The organism is Streptomyces sp. NPDC000151 (assembly GCF_040301705.1).
GTDB lineage: Bacteria > Actinomycetota > Actinomycetes > Streptomycetales > Streptomycetaceae > Streptomyces.
Genome location: NZ_JBEPFC010000050.1, coordinates 15,517 through 29,869 on the forward strand (window position 1 = coordinate 15,517; position 14,353 = coordinate 29,869).

9 protein-coding genes are annotated in these 14,353 nt (G+C 72.0%); 7 read left to right on the forward strand and 2 right to left on the reverse strand.

Annotated features, from left to right (window positions below; genetic code table 11):
• On the reverse strand, positions 1 to 2,946 hold the full coding sequence (gene afsR, locus ABT381_RS16555; protein WP_351593974.1) for an SARP-family global regulator AfsR: 2,946 nt from the start codon (positions 2,944 to 2,946) through the stop codon (positions 1 to 3).
• A 197-nt stretch (positions 2,947 to 3,143) separates the two neighbouring features.
• Between afsR and ABT381_RS16560 the strand changes: the two genes are divergently transcribed.
• The 7 genes from ABT381_RS16560 to ABT381_RS16590 all read left to right on the forward strand — a co-directional run bounded on the left by ABT381_RS16560 (position 3,144) and on the right by ABT381_RS16590 (position 12,554).
• A complete protein-coding gene (locus ABT381_RS16560) occupies positions 3,144 to 4,412 on the forward strand; it encodes an amidohydrolase family protein (protein ID WP_351594020.1) in 1,269 nt (422 codons plus the stop codon).
• Complete coding sequence (locus tag ABT381_RS16565; protein ID WP_351593977.1) at positions 4,412 to 5,362, forward strand: LLM class F420-dependent oxidoreductase; 951 nt, start codon at positions 4,412 to 4,414, stop codon at positions 5,360 to 5,362. The genes ABT381_RS16560 and ABT381_RS16565 overlap by 1 nt, the downstream gene beginning before the upstream one ends.
• Before the next feature lie 30 nt (positions 5,363 to 5,392).
• The gene (locus ABT381_RS16570) at positions 5,393 to 6,178 is read left to right on the forward strand and encodes an SDR family NAD(P)-dependent oxidoreductase (protein WP_351593980.1); all 786 of its coding nucleotides are present in this window, start codon (positions 5,393 to 5,395) and stop codon (positions 6,176 to 6,178) included.
• A 119-nt stretch (positions 6,179 to 6,297) separates the two neighbouring features.
• A complete protein-coding gene (locus ABT381_RS16575) occupies positions 6,298 to 7,422 on the forward strand; it encodes an LLM class flavin-dependent oxidoreductase (protein WP_351593982.1) in 1,125 nt (374 codons plus the stop codon).
• Positions 7,423 to 7,481: 59 nt separating this feature from the next.
• Positions 7,482 to 9,221 (forward strand): N-acyl-D-amino-acid deacylase family protein, encoded by a 1,740-nt coding sequence (locus ABT381_RS16580; protein WP_351593985.1) that lies wholly within the window; start codon positions 7,482 to 7,484, stop codon positions 9,219 to 9,221.
• A 59-nt stretch (positions 9,222 to 9,280) separates the two neighbouring features.
• A complete protein-coding gene (locus ABT381_RS16585; RefSeq protein WP_351593988.1) occupies positions 9,281 to 10,738 on the forward strand; it encodes an aldehyde dehydrogenase family protein in 1,458 nt (485 codons plus the stop codon).
• Between the two features lie 247 nt (positions 10,739 to 10,985).
• Complete coding sequence (locus ABT381_RS16590) at positions 10,986 to 12,554, forward strand: APC family permease (protein WP_351593991.1); 1,569 nt, start codon at positions 10,986 to 10,988, stop codon at positions 12,552 to 12,554.
• A 174-nt stretch (positions 12,555 to 12,728) separates the two neighbouring features.
• On the opposite strand, the gene ABT381_RS16595 is transcribed toward ABT381_RS16590, so the two are convergent.
• Entirely contained in the window at positions 12,729 to 14,252 is a 1,524-nt protein-coding gene (locus tag ABT381_RS16595) for a CehA/McbA family metallohydrolase (protein WP_351593994.1), read from the reverse strand.
• Positions 14,253 to 14,353 lie beyond the last annotated feature (101 nt).

Here is a 14,353-nt window from a genome sequence, read left to right on the forward strand (position 1 = left end):
TCAGGCGACGGCGGCCGGCGTCAGGAGCTGCTGCACCTGGGCGCTCTCCGCCGCTCCGAGACGCTCGTAGCTGGACAGCGCCTCCTGCCAGCACACCCGGGCCCGCCCGGTGTGCCCGACCTGGCTCAGCGCACGCCCCAGCGTGGTCAGCGCGTTGGCGCGCCAGAGCTCGCCGCCGACGCCGCGCAGCGCGGTCAGCGCCTGCTCGGCGTGGTTGGCGGCGCGCGCGGGCCGCTGCCCCGCGAGATCGACCTCGGCCAGCCGGAAGTACGTCATGCCCTCCCAGAACGGCTGCCGGCTGTCCTGGAAGATGGTGAGCGCGGCGTTCAGCTGCTGCGCCGCGTCCTCCAGGCGCCCGGCCGCGGTGAAGGCGAGCGCCAGCGCGTACATCCCGTTGGCCAGCCGCCGGGTGGCACCGATGCTGCGGTAGATCGCGACGCCTTCCTCGGCCAGCCCGATGGCGCTGTCCACGCGGCCGGTGTCCAGGTGGACCCGCGAGAGGTTGCACAGCGCGCTGGCCTCGGACTGCTGGTTGCGGTCGTCGCGGAAGGCGACCAGCGCCTGGCTGAGGTACGCCTCGGCGTCCGCGTGCCGCCCCTGGGCGCCCGCGATGATGCCGCGGTCGTTGGGCGCGTAGGACGAGGAGATCGGGTCGTCCGTCGCGAGGCCGAGGAGCATCGCCGACCTGGCGTGCTCGTCGGCGTCGTCCAGCCGCCCGGCCAGGGTGCGGATGTAGGCGAGCGAGGTGTGGATACGGGCCTCGGCGTGCTGGTCGCCGAGGGCGCGGGCGGCGGCGAGCACCGTCGTGTTGGCCTGGTCGTGCTGGCGCGCGTCGGCGCCGGACTCGGCCAGGTCCTTGGTGAGCAGGAGCAGGTCGGCGGCGCGGCGCACGGTGTCGGCGCCGGTGGACTGCTGGGCGCAGGCCAGCAGGCAGCCCGCCTCGCTGAACAGCCACTCCAGTGCCACCGACCGGTCCTCGAACGCCAGGCCCGGATAGCGCGTGCTCTCCATGTGGTCGACCAGCCGGTCGCCCGGGCGCTCCAGGGCGTACATGCGGGCCGCCGAGGACAGGTAGAAGTCCAGCAGGCGGGAGAGGGCGGCGGCGCGCTCGGAGGGCGGGTGCTCGTCGCGCTCGGCGCAGGCACGCACGTAGAGCCGGACCAGGTCGTGGAAGCGGTAGCGGCCGGGGGCCGCCGATTCGAGGAGCGAGGCGTCGACCAGGGACTCGATCAGCTCTTCGGCGGCGTCGACGTCCATGTCCAGCAGCGCGGCGGCCGCGGCGAGCGAGATGTCGGGCCCGTCGGCCAGCCCCAGCAGCCGGAACGCGCGGGCCTGGAGCGGCTCCAGCTGCCCGTACCCCAGCTCGAAGGTGGCCTTCACGGCCAGGTCGCCGGCGCGCAGCTCGTCCAGCCTGCGGCGCTCGTCGGCGAGCTTCCGGGCCAGTACGGACACGGTCCACGTGCGGCGCGAGGCGAGGCGGGACGCGGCGATGCGGATGGCCAGCGGCAGGAAGCCGCAGGCGCCGACGACGTCCATGGCGGCCTTGCGCTCGGCGCCGACCCGCTCCTCGCCGACGATGCGCGTGAAGAGGGTGAGGGCTTCCTCGGGGCTCATCACGTCGAGGTCGATGAGGTGCGCGCCGGCCAGGTCGATCATGCGGGCGCGGCTGGTGATCAGCGCGGCGCAGCCCTCCGTACCGGGCAGCAGCGGCCGTACCTGCGCGGCGTCCCGCGCGTTGTCCAGCAGCGCCAGCACCCGGCGCCCGGCGAGCGTGGAGCGGTACAGCGCGGCCCGCTCGTCCGTGCCGTCGGGGATGGAGGAGTCCGGCGTGCCCAGCGCGCGGAGGAAGGCGCCGAGCACGGCCTCCGGCTCGGCCGGGGTGTGGCCCGCGCCCTGGAGGTCGACGTAGAGCTGGCCGTCGGGGAAGTGCTCGCGTGCCGCGTGCGCCACATGGACGGCCAGCGTGGTCTTGCCGACGCCGCCGATGCCGGTGAGCGCGGAGACCGCCATGACGCTGCCCTCCGCCGTGGCGAGCTGCTCGCCGAGGTCCGCGACGAACGCGGCGCGCCCGGTGAAGTCCGCGACGGTGGCCGGGAGCTGCTGGGGGCGCAGGACGGCGGGGCCCGCGCCGGCGTGCTCCTCCTCCGGCGGCGGACTCGGGGCCTCCAGGCCGGCGTCGGCCCGCAGGATGCGCTGGTGCAGGTCGGCGAGCGAGGCGCACGGGTCGACGCCCAGCTCGGCGGCGAGCAGACGGCGGGTATCGGCATAGACGGCCAGCGCCTCGGCCTGCCGTCCAGAGCGGTACAGCGCGAGCATGAGGAGCTCGCGGAGCCGTTCGCGCAACGGGTGGGCGGCCGTGAGGGCGGTCAGCTCGGAGACCGCCTCGGCGTGGTGGCCGAGGTCCAGGTCGAGGTCGAGGCGGGTCTCGGTGAGGGAGAGCCGCCATTCCTCCAGGCGGGTGCGCTGGTTCTCCGCGTACGGTCCCGGAACGTTCGCCAGCGGTTCGCCGTTCCACACGGCGAGGGCGGAGTCCAGCATGCCGCGGGCGCGGCAGCGGTCGCCGCTCGCGCGGGCCTTCTCGGCCTCGGCCGCGAGTGCCTCGGCGCGGTCCAGGTCGAGGTCGAGCGCGTCCGGCCGCTCGGACCGCAGGGCGTAGCCGCCGGACTCGCTGACCAGCGCGTCCGCGTCGTCGCCGAGCGCCTTGCGCAGCCGGGAGGCGTAGGTCCGCAGGGCCGCGAGCGCGGCGTGCGGGGGCTCGTCGCCCCAGATGGCGTCGACCAGTTCGGCGGCGGTGGCGGTGCGGCCGCCGCGCAGCAGCAGGGCGGCGAGCAGGGCACGCTGCTGCGGGGTGCCGGCCGCGAGCGGCGTGCCGCCCCGCCAGGCCCGTACGGGACCGAGCACGGTGAAGCGGAGCTGCTGCTGCCCCTGCCCCGGACTCTCGTCCATGGTGTCCCCCTGCCTGTGCAACTCATTCGCACCGGCCAGTCTGCCTTGTCGGCGGCCCCTGCGTCAGTAGGGGCCAGGTCTGTGCACAATCCCTCCTCTTGTGATCCGGCGGCCCGGACGGCGGCGCCGGAGGATAATCGTCCGCTTCCGCGTTGCTGACGGGTCGTCAGATCAGCGCTACCGTAAGGCGCATGGCGATGGACACGGAGACCGCGCAGCCGCCGGAGGCACCGGGCACGGCGGAGACCTTCCCCAGGATCATCTCGGTGGACGACCACACGGTGGAGCCGCCGCACGTCTGGCGGGACCGGCTGCCCGCGAAGTACCACGACACCGGGCCGCGCATCGTGCGCGCGCCCCTGAAGGAGATGACCTTCGTGGGCGGGAAGTTCGCCCCGAAGATGGGCGCACCGGGCGAGGACGGCCCGCTCGCCGACTGGTGGATCTACGAGGACCTGCACCGCCCGCTGACCCGCCTGGACACCGCGGTCGGCTACCCGCGGGACGAGATCAGGCTGGAGGGGATCACGTACGAACAGATGCGCCCCGGTTCGTACCGCGTCCCGGAGCGGCTGGCGGACATGGACCTCAACCACGTCCAGTCGGCCCTGTGCTTCCCCACCTTCCCGCGCTTCTGCGGCCAGACGTTCACCGAGGCCAAGGACCGCGAACTGGGGCTGCTCGGGGTGCGTGCGTACAACGACTGGATGGTGGAGGAGTGGTGCGGCCCCGAGGCGCGCGGCCGTCTCATACCGCTCACCCTCGTCCCCCTGTGGGACGCGGAGCTCGCCGCCCAGGAAGTGCGGCGCAACGCTGCCCGCGGCGTCCGCGCGGTCTGCTTCAGCGAGATCCCGCCGCACCTCGGACTGCCCAGCGTCCACACCGATTACTGGGACCCCTTCCTGCGGGCCTGCGACGAGACCGGCACGGTCATCGCCATGCACATCGGCTCGTCCTCGAAGATGCCGTCCACCTCGGCGGACGCGCCGCCCGCCGTCGGCTCCACGATCACCTTCGCCAACTGCTGCTTCTCGATGACCGACTGGCTCATGAGCGGCAAGTTCGACCGCTTCCCGAACCTGCGGATCATGTACGCGGAGGGCCAGATCGGCTGGATCCCGTACATCCTGGAGCGCGCCGACGTGGTCTGGGAGGAGAACCGCGCCTGGGGCGGCGTCGCCGACAAGGTCCACCGCCCGCCCTCCGAACTCTTCGCCGAGCACGTCTACGGCTGCTTCTTCGACGACGCGTTCGGCCTGAAGAACCTCGACGCCATCGGGGTGGGCAACGTCCTGTACGAGACGGACTACCCGCACTCCGACTCCACCTGGCCGAAGTCCAGGGAGGTCGGCGAGGCGCAGATGGGGCACCTGGCTCCGGACGTGATCGACCGGATCGTCCGCGGCAACGCCATCGAGCTGCTGGGCCTGACGGCGGACGGCCTGTGGGCCGGGGCGGGCGCCTGATGGTGTGGGCGCCGGAGGCGGGCCGGCTCGTGTACGGCATGCAGCTGCCCGTCCAGTCCCAGAGCACGCTGTACGCCGAGCCCTGGGAGGCGGGGGCCGGGCCGCGCGACCTGGTGGAGATCGCCATGGCTGCCGACCGGCACGGCTTCGCGTATGTGGCCTGCTGCGAGCACGTCGCGATCCCGCGCCGGCTGGCCGGGGCGATGAGCACGGTCTGGTACGACCCGGTGGCCACGCTCGCGCACCTCGCGGCCGTGACCGAGCACGTACGGCTGCTGAGCCATGTCGCCGTGGTCGGGCTGCGGCACCCGCTGCTCACGGCGAAGCAGTACGCCACCTTGGACCGGCTCTCCGGCGGGCGGCTGATCCTCGGCGTGGGGGCCGGGCACGTACAGGAGGAGTTCGAGGCGCTGGGGGTGGACTTCGAGGGGCGGGGAGCCGTACTGGACGAGACGGTGGACGCTCTGAAAACGGCCCTCGGACCCGAGGAGTTCCCGGTGTTCGCGGGGGAACGGTTCTCCTTCGAGGGGCTGGGCCAGGCCCCGCGGCCCGTACAGACGCCCCGCCCGCCGCTGTGGGTCGGCGGTTCCTCGCCCGCCGCCGTGCGCCGGGCCGCCGAGCGCGGCGACGGCTGGCTCCCGCAGGGCGACCGCAGGGACCGGCTGCCCGGGCAGATCGCCAAGCTGCGGGCGCTGCGCGAGAAGGCGGGCGTGCGCGAGCCGCTGGTGATCGGGGCGATCGTCGAGCCGCTGTACGTGGGCGAGCCCGGCTGGGACACCGGCAAGTGGACGCTCACCGGTTCCCCCGACCGCATCGCCGACTCGCTGCGGGAGTACGCGGCCATCGGCGTACACCAGATCCAGGTGCGCTTCCGCAGCCGCAGCCGCGCGGAGCTCACGGACCAGATGGCGGCGTTCGGGGCGGACGTCGCCCCACTGCTCACCGGTTGACCCGGCCGAGGCGTACCGAGGAGTGCAGGCATGGGCAAGCTCGACGGGCGGGTCGTCGTGATCACCGGGGCGGCGCGCGGACAGGGCGAACAGGAGGCGCGGCTGTTCGCGGCCGAGGGCGCCCGGGTCGTCCTCGGGGACGTACTGGACGAGCAGGGGCGGGCGCTGGCCGACGAGCTGGGCCGGGACGCCGCGCGGTACGTGCACCTGGACGTGACCCGGGAGGAGGACTGGACGGCCGCCGTGGCCGCCGCCAAGGACGCCTTCGGCGGGATCGACGGGCTGGTCAACAACGCCGGCATCCTCCGCTTCAACGCACTGGTCTCGACGCCGCTGGCCGAATTCCAGCAGGTGATCCAGGTCAATCAGGTCGGCTGCTTCCTGGGCATACGGACCGTCGCGCCGGAGATCGCGGCGGCCGGCGGCGGCACGATCGTCAACACCGCCTCGTACACCGGACTCACCGGCATGGCGCTCGTCGGCGCCTACGCCGCGAGCAAGCACGCCGTCCTCGGGCTGACCCGGGTCGCCGCGCTGGAGCTTGCGCCCCGGAACATCCGGGTGAACGCCGTGTGCCCGGGCGCCGTGGACACTCCCATGACCAACCCGGCCGCGCTCGACCCGGCCGCCGACCCGGTCGCCTCCCAGCAGGCGGTGGACGCGCTCTACCGGAAGCTCGTGCCCCTGGGCCGCGCCGGCCGGCCCGAGGAGGTCGCGGCCCTGGCGCTCTTCCTGTCCTGCGCCGACTCCTCGTACATCACCGGCCAGCCGTTCGTCGTCGACGGCGGCTGGCTGGCGGGCGTGAGCCTCTTCTGACGCGCTGACTGACGGTCAGTCAGGTATTGACCCGGCCGGGCGCCGGTGGAACAGTCGACCCATCGAATCTGACAGTACGTCAGAAAACGTGCGTCAGAAACTCAGGGAGGGCAGACCCCTTGGAATTCGGGCTCTTTGTACAGGGATACGTCCCGGCGGCGCGCGCCAAGGCCGACCCCGAGGCGGAGCACAAGGCGCTGATCGAGGAGACCGAGTACGTCATCCAGGCGGACCGCTCCGGCTTCAAGTACGCCTGGGCCTCCGAACACCACTTCCTGGAGGAGTACTCCCACCTCTCCGCCAACGACGTCTTCCTCGGCTACCTCGCGCACGCCACCGAGCGCATCCACCTCGGCTCCGGCATCTTCAACCCGCTCGCCCCGGTCAACCACCCCGTCAAGGTCGCCGAGAAGGTCGCCATGCTCGACCACCTCTCCGGGGGCCGCTTCGAGTTCGGCTCCGGGCGCGGCGCGGGCAGCCACGAGATCCTGGGCTTCATGCCGGGCGTCACCGACATGAACCACACCAAGGAGCTCTGGGAAGAGACCATCGCGGAGTTCCCCAAGATGTGGCTCCAGGACGAGTACGTGGGCTTCAAGGGCAAGCACTGGGAACTGCCGCCCCGCAAGGTCCTGCCCAAGCCGTACGGCAAGGGCCACCCGCCCATGTGGTACGCGGCGGGCTCCCCCTCCTCGTACGCGATGGCCGCCAAGAAGGGCCTCGGCGTCCTCGGCTTCAGCGTGCAGAAGGTCGCCGACATGGAGTGGGTCCTGGAGTCCTACAAGTCGGCGATCAAGGACGCCGAGCCGGTCGGCGCGTTCGTCAACGACAACGTGATGGTGACGTCGACGGCGATCTGCGCCGAGACGCACCAGAAAGCCGTCGAGATCGCGCTGGGCGGCGGCCTCAACTACCTCCAGTCCCTGCTCTTCCGCTACCACGACACCTTCCCGCGGCCCGAGGGCATACCGGAGTGGCCCGAACTCCTCCCCGAGTACACCGAGGAGCTCATCGAGCTGCTGATCGCCGAGGAGCTGATGATCTGCGGCGACCCGGACGAGGTGCTGCGGCAGTGCAAGCGCTGGGAGCAGGCGGGCGCCGACCAGCTGTCGTTCGGGCTGCCCATCGGGATCTCGCCCGAGGACACGAAGAACACGATCAAGCTGATCGGCGGGCACGTGATCCCGAAGATCGACACGGACCCCGTGCACCGCACCACGCGCTTCCGCCGGGCGGCCGGCTGACGAGCCCGTCCCTGAACGCCCGTCTCTGAAAGCCCGTCTCTGAAAGGAGGACCGGCACCATGCTCGACCACCTGATCAAGGGCGCGACCGTCGTGGACGGCACGGGCGCGCCCTCGTACGCCGCGGACGTCGGCATCCGGGACGGCCGGATCGCCGTACTCGCCGAACCGGGCGCGGTCGCCGAACCGGCCCGTACGACCGAGGACGCCGAAGGCCTCGTCCTCGCCCCCGGTTTCATCGACCCGCACACGCACTACGACGCGCAGCTCTTCTGGGACCCCTACGCCACCCCGTCCATGCACCACGGCGTCACGACGGTCGTCGGCGGCAACTGCGGCTTCACCCTCGCGCCCCTGCACCCCGGCCGGCCCGAGGACGCCGACTACACCCGGCGGATGATGAGCAGGGTCGAGGGCATGTCGCTGGTCGCGCTGGAGGAGGGCGCGCCCTGGGACTGGCACACCTTCGGGGAGTACCTCGACGCCCTGGACGGCCGGACCGCCGTCAACGCCGGCTTCATGGTCGGCCACTGCGCGCTGCGCCGCCACGTCATGGGCGCCGATGCGATCGGCGGGCAGCCCACCCCCGAACAGCTCCAGGAGATGCTGCGGCTCTTCCACGAGGCGATGGAGGCGGGCGCCTGGGGCCTGTCGACCACCCAGTCCTCCTCGCACTCCGACGGCGACGGCGCGCCCGTCGCCTCCCGGCACGCAGGCCCCGACGAACTGCTCGCCCTCTCCCGCGCGGTCGCCGACCACGAAGGCACCCAGCTGGAGGCCATCGTCGCCGGCTGCCTCGACCAGTTCTCGGACGCCGAGATCGACCTCTTCGTGGCCATGTCCGCGGCGGCGGGGCGGCCGCTGAACTGGAACGTCCTCACCATCGACGCCGCCGTACCGGAACGGGTGCCGCGCCAGCTCCTCGCCAGTGAACGGGCGCGCAAGGAAGGCGGCCGGATCGTCGCCCTCACCATGCCCATCCTCACCCCCATGAACATGTCCCTGGGCACCTTCTGCGCCCTCAACCTCATCCCCGGCTGGGGCGAGATCCTGGGACTCCCGCTGGACGAACGGATCGCCGAGCTGCGCGACCCGGCCGTACGCGAGCAGATGCTGCGCCGCGCGCAGAGCAAGGAGGCAGGGGTCTTCCGGCGGCTGGCGGACTTCGGGCGGTACGTCATCGGCGACACCTACTCGGCGGAGAACGAGGGCCTCACCGGGCGAGTGGTGCGGGACATCGCCGCCGAACGCGGCCAGGACCCCTTCACTTGCCTCGTCGAGATCTGCGCCGCCGACGACCTCCGTACCGTCCTGTGGCCCATGCCCACCGACAACGACCCGGCCAGCTGGGAGCTGCGCCGCGAGACCTGGGAACACGAGGACGTCCTGCTCGGCGGCTCCGACGCGGGCGCCCACCTGGACCGGATGTGCGGCGCGCCGTACACCACCCGCTTCCTCGGCGACTGCCTGCGCGGCCGCCGGCTCGTCGGCCTGGAGCGGGCCGTGAAGATGCTCACCGACGACCAGGCGCGCCTCTTCGGGCTGCGCGACCGCGGCCGGATCGCCGAGGGGTACCACGCCGACCTGGTCCTCTTCGACCCCGAACGCATCGACGCGGGGCCCGCCACCCTCGTACACGACCTGCCCGGCGACAGCCCCCGGCTCGACTCCCGCGCACTGGGCGTGGTGAGCGTACGCGTCAACGGCGTGCAGACCCTCCGCGACGACGCGCTGACGGGCGCCGTGCCCGGCACGGTACTGCGCTCGGGACGGGACACGGAGACGGTGAGCACCCGGTGAACGGAGACGGTGAGCACTCGGTGACGGGCGGGGAGCGGCCGTTCAGCGGTGAGCATCCTGTGACGCGTGACGAGCGGCTGTTCATCGGGGGCCGGTGGGTGGCGCCCGAGCTCGGTCACTACGAGGTGATCGACCCGGCCACCGAGGAGGTCGTGGGGCTCGCCCCCGAGGCGAGCCGGGAACAGGTGTACGCGGCGGCCGCGGCGGCCCGCGAGGCGTTCGACGCCTGGTCGCGCACCGCCCCCGAAGAGCGCGCCCGCGTCCTGGCCCGCACCGCCGAGATCATCCGGGCGCACGCCGGGCCGTACGCCGAACTCGCCCGCGCCGAGTCCGGCGCCACCACCGCCACCGCACGCGGCATGCAGGTCGCGGTGGGCGCCGCGCGCTTCGAGCGGTACGCGCGCGGCGCCCTGGAGCCGGTCGAGGAGGCCCTGCCGCCGCAGATCAACGAGGCCGGGCCGATGGGGAAGGCCGGGGTGCTCGGCGCGCTCGCCGTCCGCCGGCCGGTCGGCGTCGTCACCTGCATCACCTCGTACAACAACCCCTGGGCCAACCCGGCGGGCAAGATCGCCCCCGCCCTCGCCATGGGCAACACCGTCGTCGTCAAGCCCGCGCCGCAGGACCCGCTGTCGGTCTTCCGGATGGCGGAGGCGCTCGCGGAGGCCGGAGCGCCGCCGGGCGTGGTGAACGTGGTGACCGGCTCGCGCCCCGAGGCGGGCGAGGCCGCGGTCGAGGCGCCGGACGTCGACATGGTCAGCTTCACCGGCAGTACGGCGGTCGGCCGGGCCATCGCGGAGGCGTGCGGCCGCGGCATGAAACGCCGGCTCATGGAGCTGGGCGGCAAGGGCGCCGCGCTGGTCTTCGACGACGCCGACCTGGCGGCGGCCGTCGCCGGCATCGGCACCACCTTCTCCTTCTACAGCGGCCAGATCTGCACCGCGCCCACCCGGGTGCTCGCCCAGCGTGGCGTGTACGAGCGACTGGTCGACGGGCTCGCGCGGTACGCCGGGGCCCTGAAGGTCGGCGACCCGCGCGCGAAGGACACGGTCGTCGGGCCGGTCATCTCGGCGGCCCACCGGGACCGCGTCGAGGCGTACGTCGCGCTCGGCCGCAAGGAAGGCGCCCGGCTGGTCACGGGCGGCGAGCGGCCGGCTCTCGACCGCGGCTGGTACGTCGCCCCCACCCTCTTCGCCGACTGCACCCCCGACATGCGCGTCGTCCGGGAGGAGATCTTCGGCCCGGTCGTCTCCGTCCTCCCCTTCGACGACGAGGAGGAAGGCATCGCGCTCGCCGACGACAGCGAGTACGGACTGATCGACTACGTCTGGTCCGGCGACGTGGCCCGCGCCTTCCGGGTCGCGCGCCGGCTGCGCGCGGGCGGCGTCGGCATCAACACCGTCGGCCGCAATATGGAGGCCCCCTTCGGCGGCTTCAAACAGAGTGGCGTGGGCCGCGACGTCGGCTCCTACGCCCTGCGCGCGTACGGCGAACTCCAGTCGCTCGTCTGGCCGGGATGACCCGTAAGCCGACTCGCCGAGTCCGAATAGCGGACACCCAAGGGAAAATTTTGAACCTCAACAAAACGGACATGGCTGCGGTTCTCGTAATGCGGAATTCAACAATTGGACCTTGCTGTTCCGTGGTACTGAGCTCCAAGTCCCATCGAATGAGAGGGAGGAAGATCAATCTCCCTCCATAAGCAAGGTTCAAGCCGCGGAGTCCGATCATCCGGATACGAATACAGCAGGGCTTAACGTCCTGTTCATGGTTCAGGTAGACCCCCGGCCCCCGGCCGGAGACACGGTGACGAGCGTCAATGGCGACGCATCGGGCGAAACCCGCAGCAAGGGCCTCAGCGGTAATTCCGTCGGCCTGCTCGGCAGCGCCGTCATCGGTGTGTCCACCGTCGGCCCCGTCTACTGCCTGACCTCGACCCTCGGCCCCACCGTGGGCGAGGTCGGCCTCCAGATGCCCGCCGTCTTCCTCGCGGGCTTCCTGCCGATGCTGCTGGTCGCCTTCGCGTACCGCGAGCTGAACAAGGCCGTACCGGACTGCGGTACCTCCTTCACCTGGACGGTGAAGGCGTTCGGGCCCCGCGTCGGCTGGATGTGCGGCTGGGGACTGGTGATCGCGACGATCATCGTGCTCTCGAACCTCGCCGGCGTCGCCACCTCCTTCTTCTACCTCCTCCTCGGACAGCTCACGGGCAGCGACTCCATCGCCGCGCTGGACGGCAACAAACCCGTCCACGTCCTGACCTGTCTGGCCTTCGTCGCCATCGCCACCGCGATCAGCTACCGCGGCGTGACCACCACCAAGGGCCTGCAGTACGCGCTGGTGGGTCTGCAACTCGCCGTGCTGGTCGTCTTCGTCGCGATGGCGATCGTGAAGGCCAAGGCCGGCGACTTCGCCGGCTCCATCGACTTCCACTGGTCCTGGATGAACCCCTTCGAGGTCAAGTCCTTCGGATCCTTCACCGCGGGGCTCTCCCTCTCGATCTTCATGTTCTGGGGCTGGGACACCTGCCTCACCGTGAACGAGGAGACCTCCGGCAGCGAGAAGACCCCGGGCCGCGCCGCGATGCTGGCCATGGTCGTGCTCATCGGCTCCTACCTGACCACCGCGGTGGCCGCGCAGATGTTCTCCGGCGTCGGCACCAAGGGCCTGGGCCTGGGCAACCCCGCCACCTCCGACAACGTCTTCGCGACCCTCGCCGGACCCGTCATGGGCTCGGCCCTCGGCGTGCTGCTCTTCGTCGCCGTACTCGCCTCGGCCGCCGCCTCGCTGCAGACCACGTTCATCCCGGTCGCCCGCACGGTCCTGGCGATGTCCACGTACGAGGCGCTGCCTGCCTCCTTCGCCCGCATCCACCCGCGCTTCCAGTCCCCGGGCCGGGCCACCATCGCGGCGGGCGTCGCCACCGGCGTCTTCTACGCCGTGATGACCTTCCTCAGCGAGAACGTCCTCGTCGACACGATCTACGCGCTCGGCCTCATGATCTGCTTCTACTACGCGATCACGGCCTTCGCCTGCGCCTGGTACTTCCGCGCCGACCTGCGCAACTCCGCCCGCGACCTGATCTTCAAGGGCATCTTCCCGGCGCTCGGCGGCCTGCTGCTGACCGGCGTCTTCGTGAAGACGCTCGTCGACATCTGGAACCCGGCCTACGGCACCGGCAGCTCCGTCTTCGGCATCGGCTCGGTCTTCGTCATCGGCGTCGGCCTCCTCGTCCTCGGCCTGATCCTCATGCTGGTCATGCAACGCCGCAGCCCGGCATTCTTCCGCGGCGAGATCCTCACGCGAAGCACCCCGGCCCTCATAGTCGAAGACTGACCCCGGGGAGCCCTTTCCCCTTCCCCTTCCCCTTCCCCTTCCCCTTCCCCCTTGCTCCTCCCCGGGGGCCCTCCCCCTCCCCCCCCCCGCCCCTCCACCCTCCGCCTGTCGAACGTCTCTCAGCCGTCCCTCAGCCGCTCCCCAGTCGCCTTTCAGTCACCCCTCAATCGCCCCTCAATCCCCCCCCAAGAACACCGGATTCGTCATCGCCGCCATCGGGCCCGGCCAGGCCTGTGTGGTGGCTGGGTGGCGGACCTCTGCGCGGATGTAGGCGGCGTTGTCCGGGGTGGTGCGCCAGGTGAGCGTGCCGGAGCCGGAGGGCGGCAGGGGGGCCGTGCGGCGTGTGCCCTGGTCCGTGACGAAGGAGACCGTGCAGCCGGGGGCGCCGGTGACCTCCAGGCGGGCGGTCACCGGGGATGTGCGGCCCACGCGGAGGCGTTCACCTATGCCGGCGTGCGCGCCGCTTTCGCCGGTGACGGAGAAGGTGAGGCCGACCCGCGCCGACTCGGCGATCCAGACGCGGCCCGCGCGTATGCCCGACAGGATCGCCTGGCGGGAGAGGTCCTCGGCGAGGACGACCGTCTGCGGCAGGCCCACGACGTCCGGGTCGCGGTGGGCGTCGCTGTGGCCGACGGCCGGGAGCCAGGCGCCGCGGCCCTGGGCGTGCGCGACCAGGGTGTTGTCCCACTCGGCGAGGGTGACCTCGTCATCGGGGGTGTACGGGCCGTTCCACACCTCCACCGCGTCGGCCTCGTTCAGCCCGAACTTCCAGTTGCAGCCGATGCATGTGGCGTGCGGGTGGGCCGGGATGACCAGGCCGCCGGCCCGGCGCGCCGCGCGGGCGTACTTCCCGAAGGCGTTGTCCCGGGCGCGGTACCGCCAGTCGAGGAAGACGCCCGGGTCGGTGCCCATCGCGACGACGTGGCCGTTGCGCGTGGTGATCTCCTCGCCGGTGAGGATGAGCAGGTCGTCGCCCCACAGGCCCTCCCACGCGCCGTGCGAGGAGGTGGTGTTGTGCTCGGTCGTGGTGAGGAAGTCCAGTCCCGCCGCGCGGGCGAGCGAGGCGATCTCGGCAGGAGTGCGCCTGCCGTCGGAGTGGATGCTGTGGAGGTGGTTGTCGCCTCTGTACCAGGCCCGTCCGCGGCCCTTGGCGCGCTGCGGTGGGTACACCGGCTTCGGGGTCTCTCCGGACGCGCCGTACCGCAAGGTGACCGTGATCTCGTACCGCAGGCCCTGGGGAGCGACCGTGTACGGGCCGAGGGCGATGTGCCAGGTGCCGGGCCGGACCGGGCCGGGGAGATAGCCGGGCGTCGCGGCGTCGGCGCGGAGGAAGAACTCCGAACGTGCGCCGCCCGACCAGCCGCGGAAGCCGGCGCCGCCCAGCTCCGTGCCGCGCTGGTCGAAGATGCCGATGTCGCAGGCGTTGCCGTTGGTCCCCTCGGGCACGGGCGGCTTGTCGTACGTGTACGAAACGGCGATCTCGCGGACGCCGGGCGGGACTTCCACGGGGACGTACACGAAGTCGGGGGCGCCGGTCGGGAGATGGCCGGAGACGGTCCGGCTCTCGTCCGCCGGTCCGCCCGACCCGCCCGGCCCGTCCGTGCGCCCCTCGGCGCCCGCGAAGCTCACGGGGCCGAGCGTAAGGGCTCCCGCCGCGCCCGCGACGGCGCCGAGTCTCAAGATGTCACGCCGGTCCATCGCCCCTCCTCCGCCAGTGTCTCCGGACGTTTTTCGCGTCATGTGAAAACTGTTGTACGCGTGTGTGACACGACGCGAAAGGCCTGTGGATAACTCGGCGA

Coding starts and splice junctions, on each gene's coding strand:
- afsR (WP_351593974.1), bottom strand. CDS start 2,946: ATGGACGAGAGTCCGGGGCAGGGGCAGCAGCAGCTCCGCTTCACCGTG.
- ABT381_RS16560 (WP_351594020.1), top strand. CDS start 3,144: ATGGACACGGAGACCGCGCAGCCGCCGGAGGCACCGGGCACGGCGGAG.
- ABT381_RS16595 (WP_351593994.1), bottom strand. CDS start 14,252: ATGGACCGGCGTGACATCTTGAGACTCGGCGCCGTCGCGGGCGCGGCG.
- ABT381_RS16580 (WP_351593985.1), top strand. CDS start 7,482: ATGCTCGACCACCTGATCAAGGGCGCGACCGTCGTGGACGGCACGGGC.
- ABT381_RS16565 (WP_351593977.1), top strand. CDS start 4,412: ATGGTGTGGGCGCCGGAGGCGGGCCGGCTCGTGTACGGCATGCAGCTG.
- ABT381_RS16570 (WP_351593980.1), top strand. CDS start 5,393: ATGGGCAAGCTCGACGGGCGGGTCGTCGTGATCACCGGGGCGGCGCGC.
- ABT381_RS16590 (WP_351593991.1), top strand. CDS start 10,986: ATGGTTCAGGTAGACCCCCGGCCCCCGGCCGGAGACACGGTGACGAGC.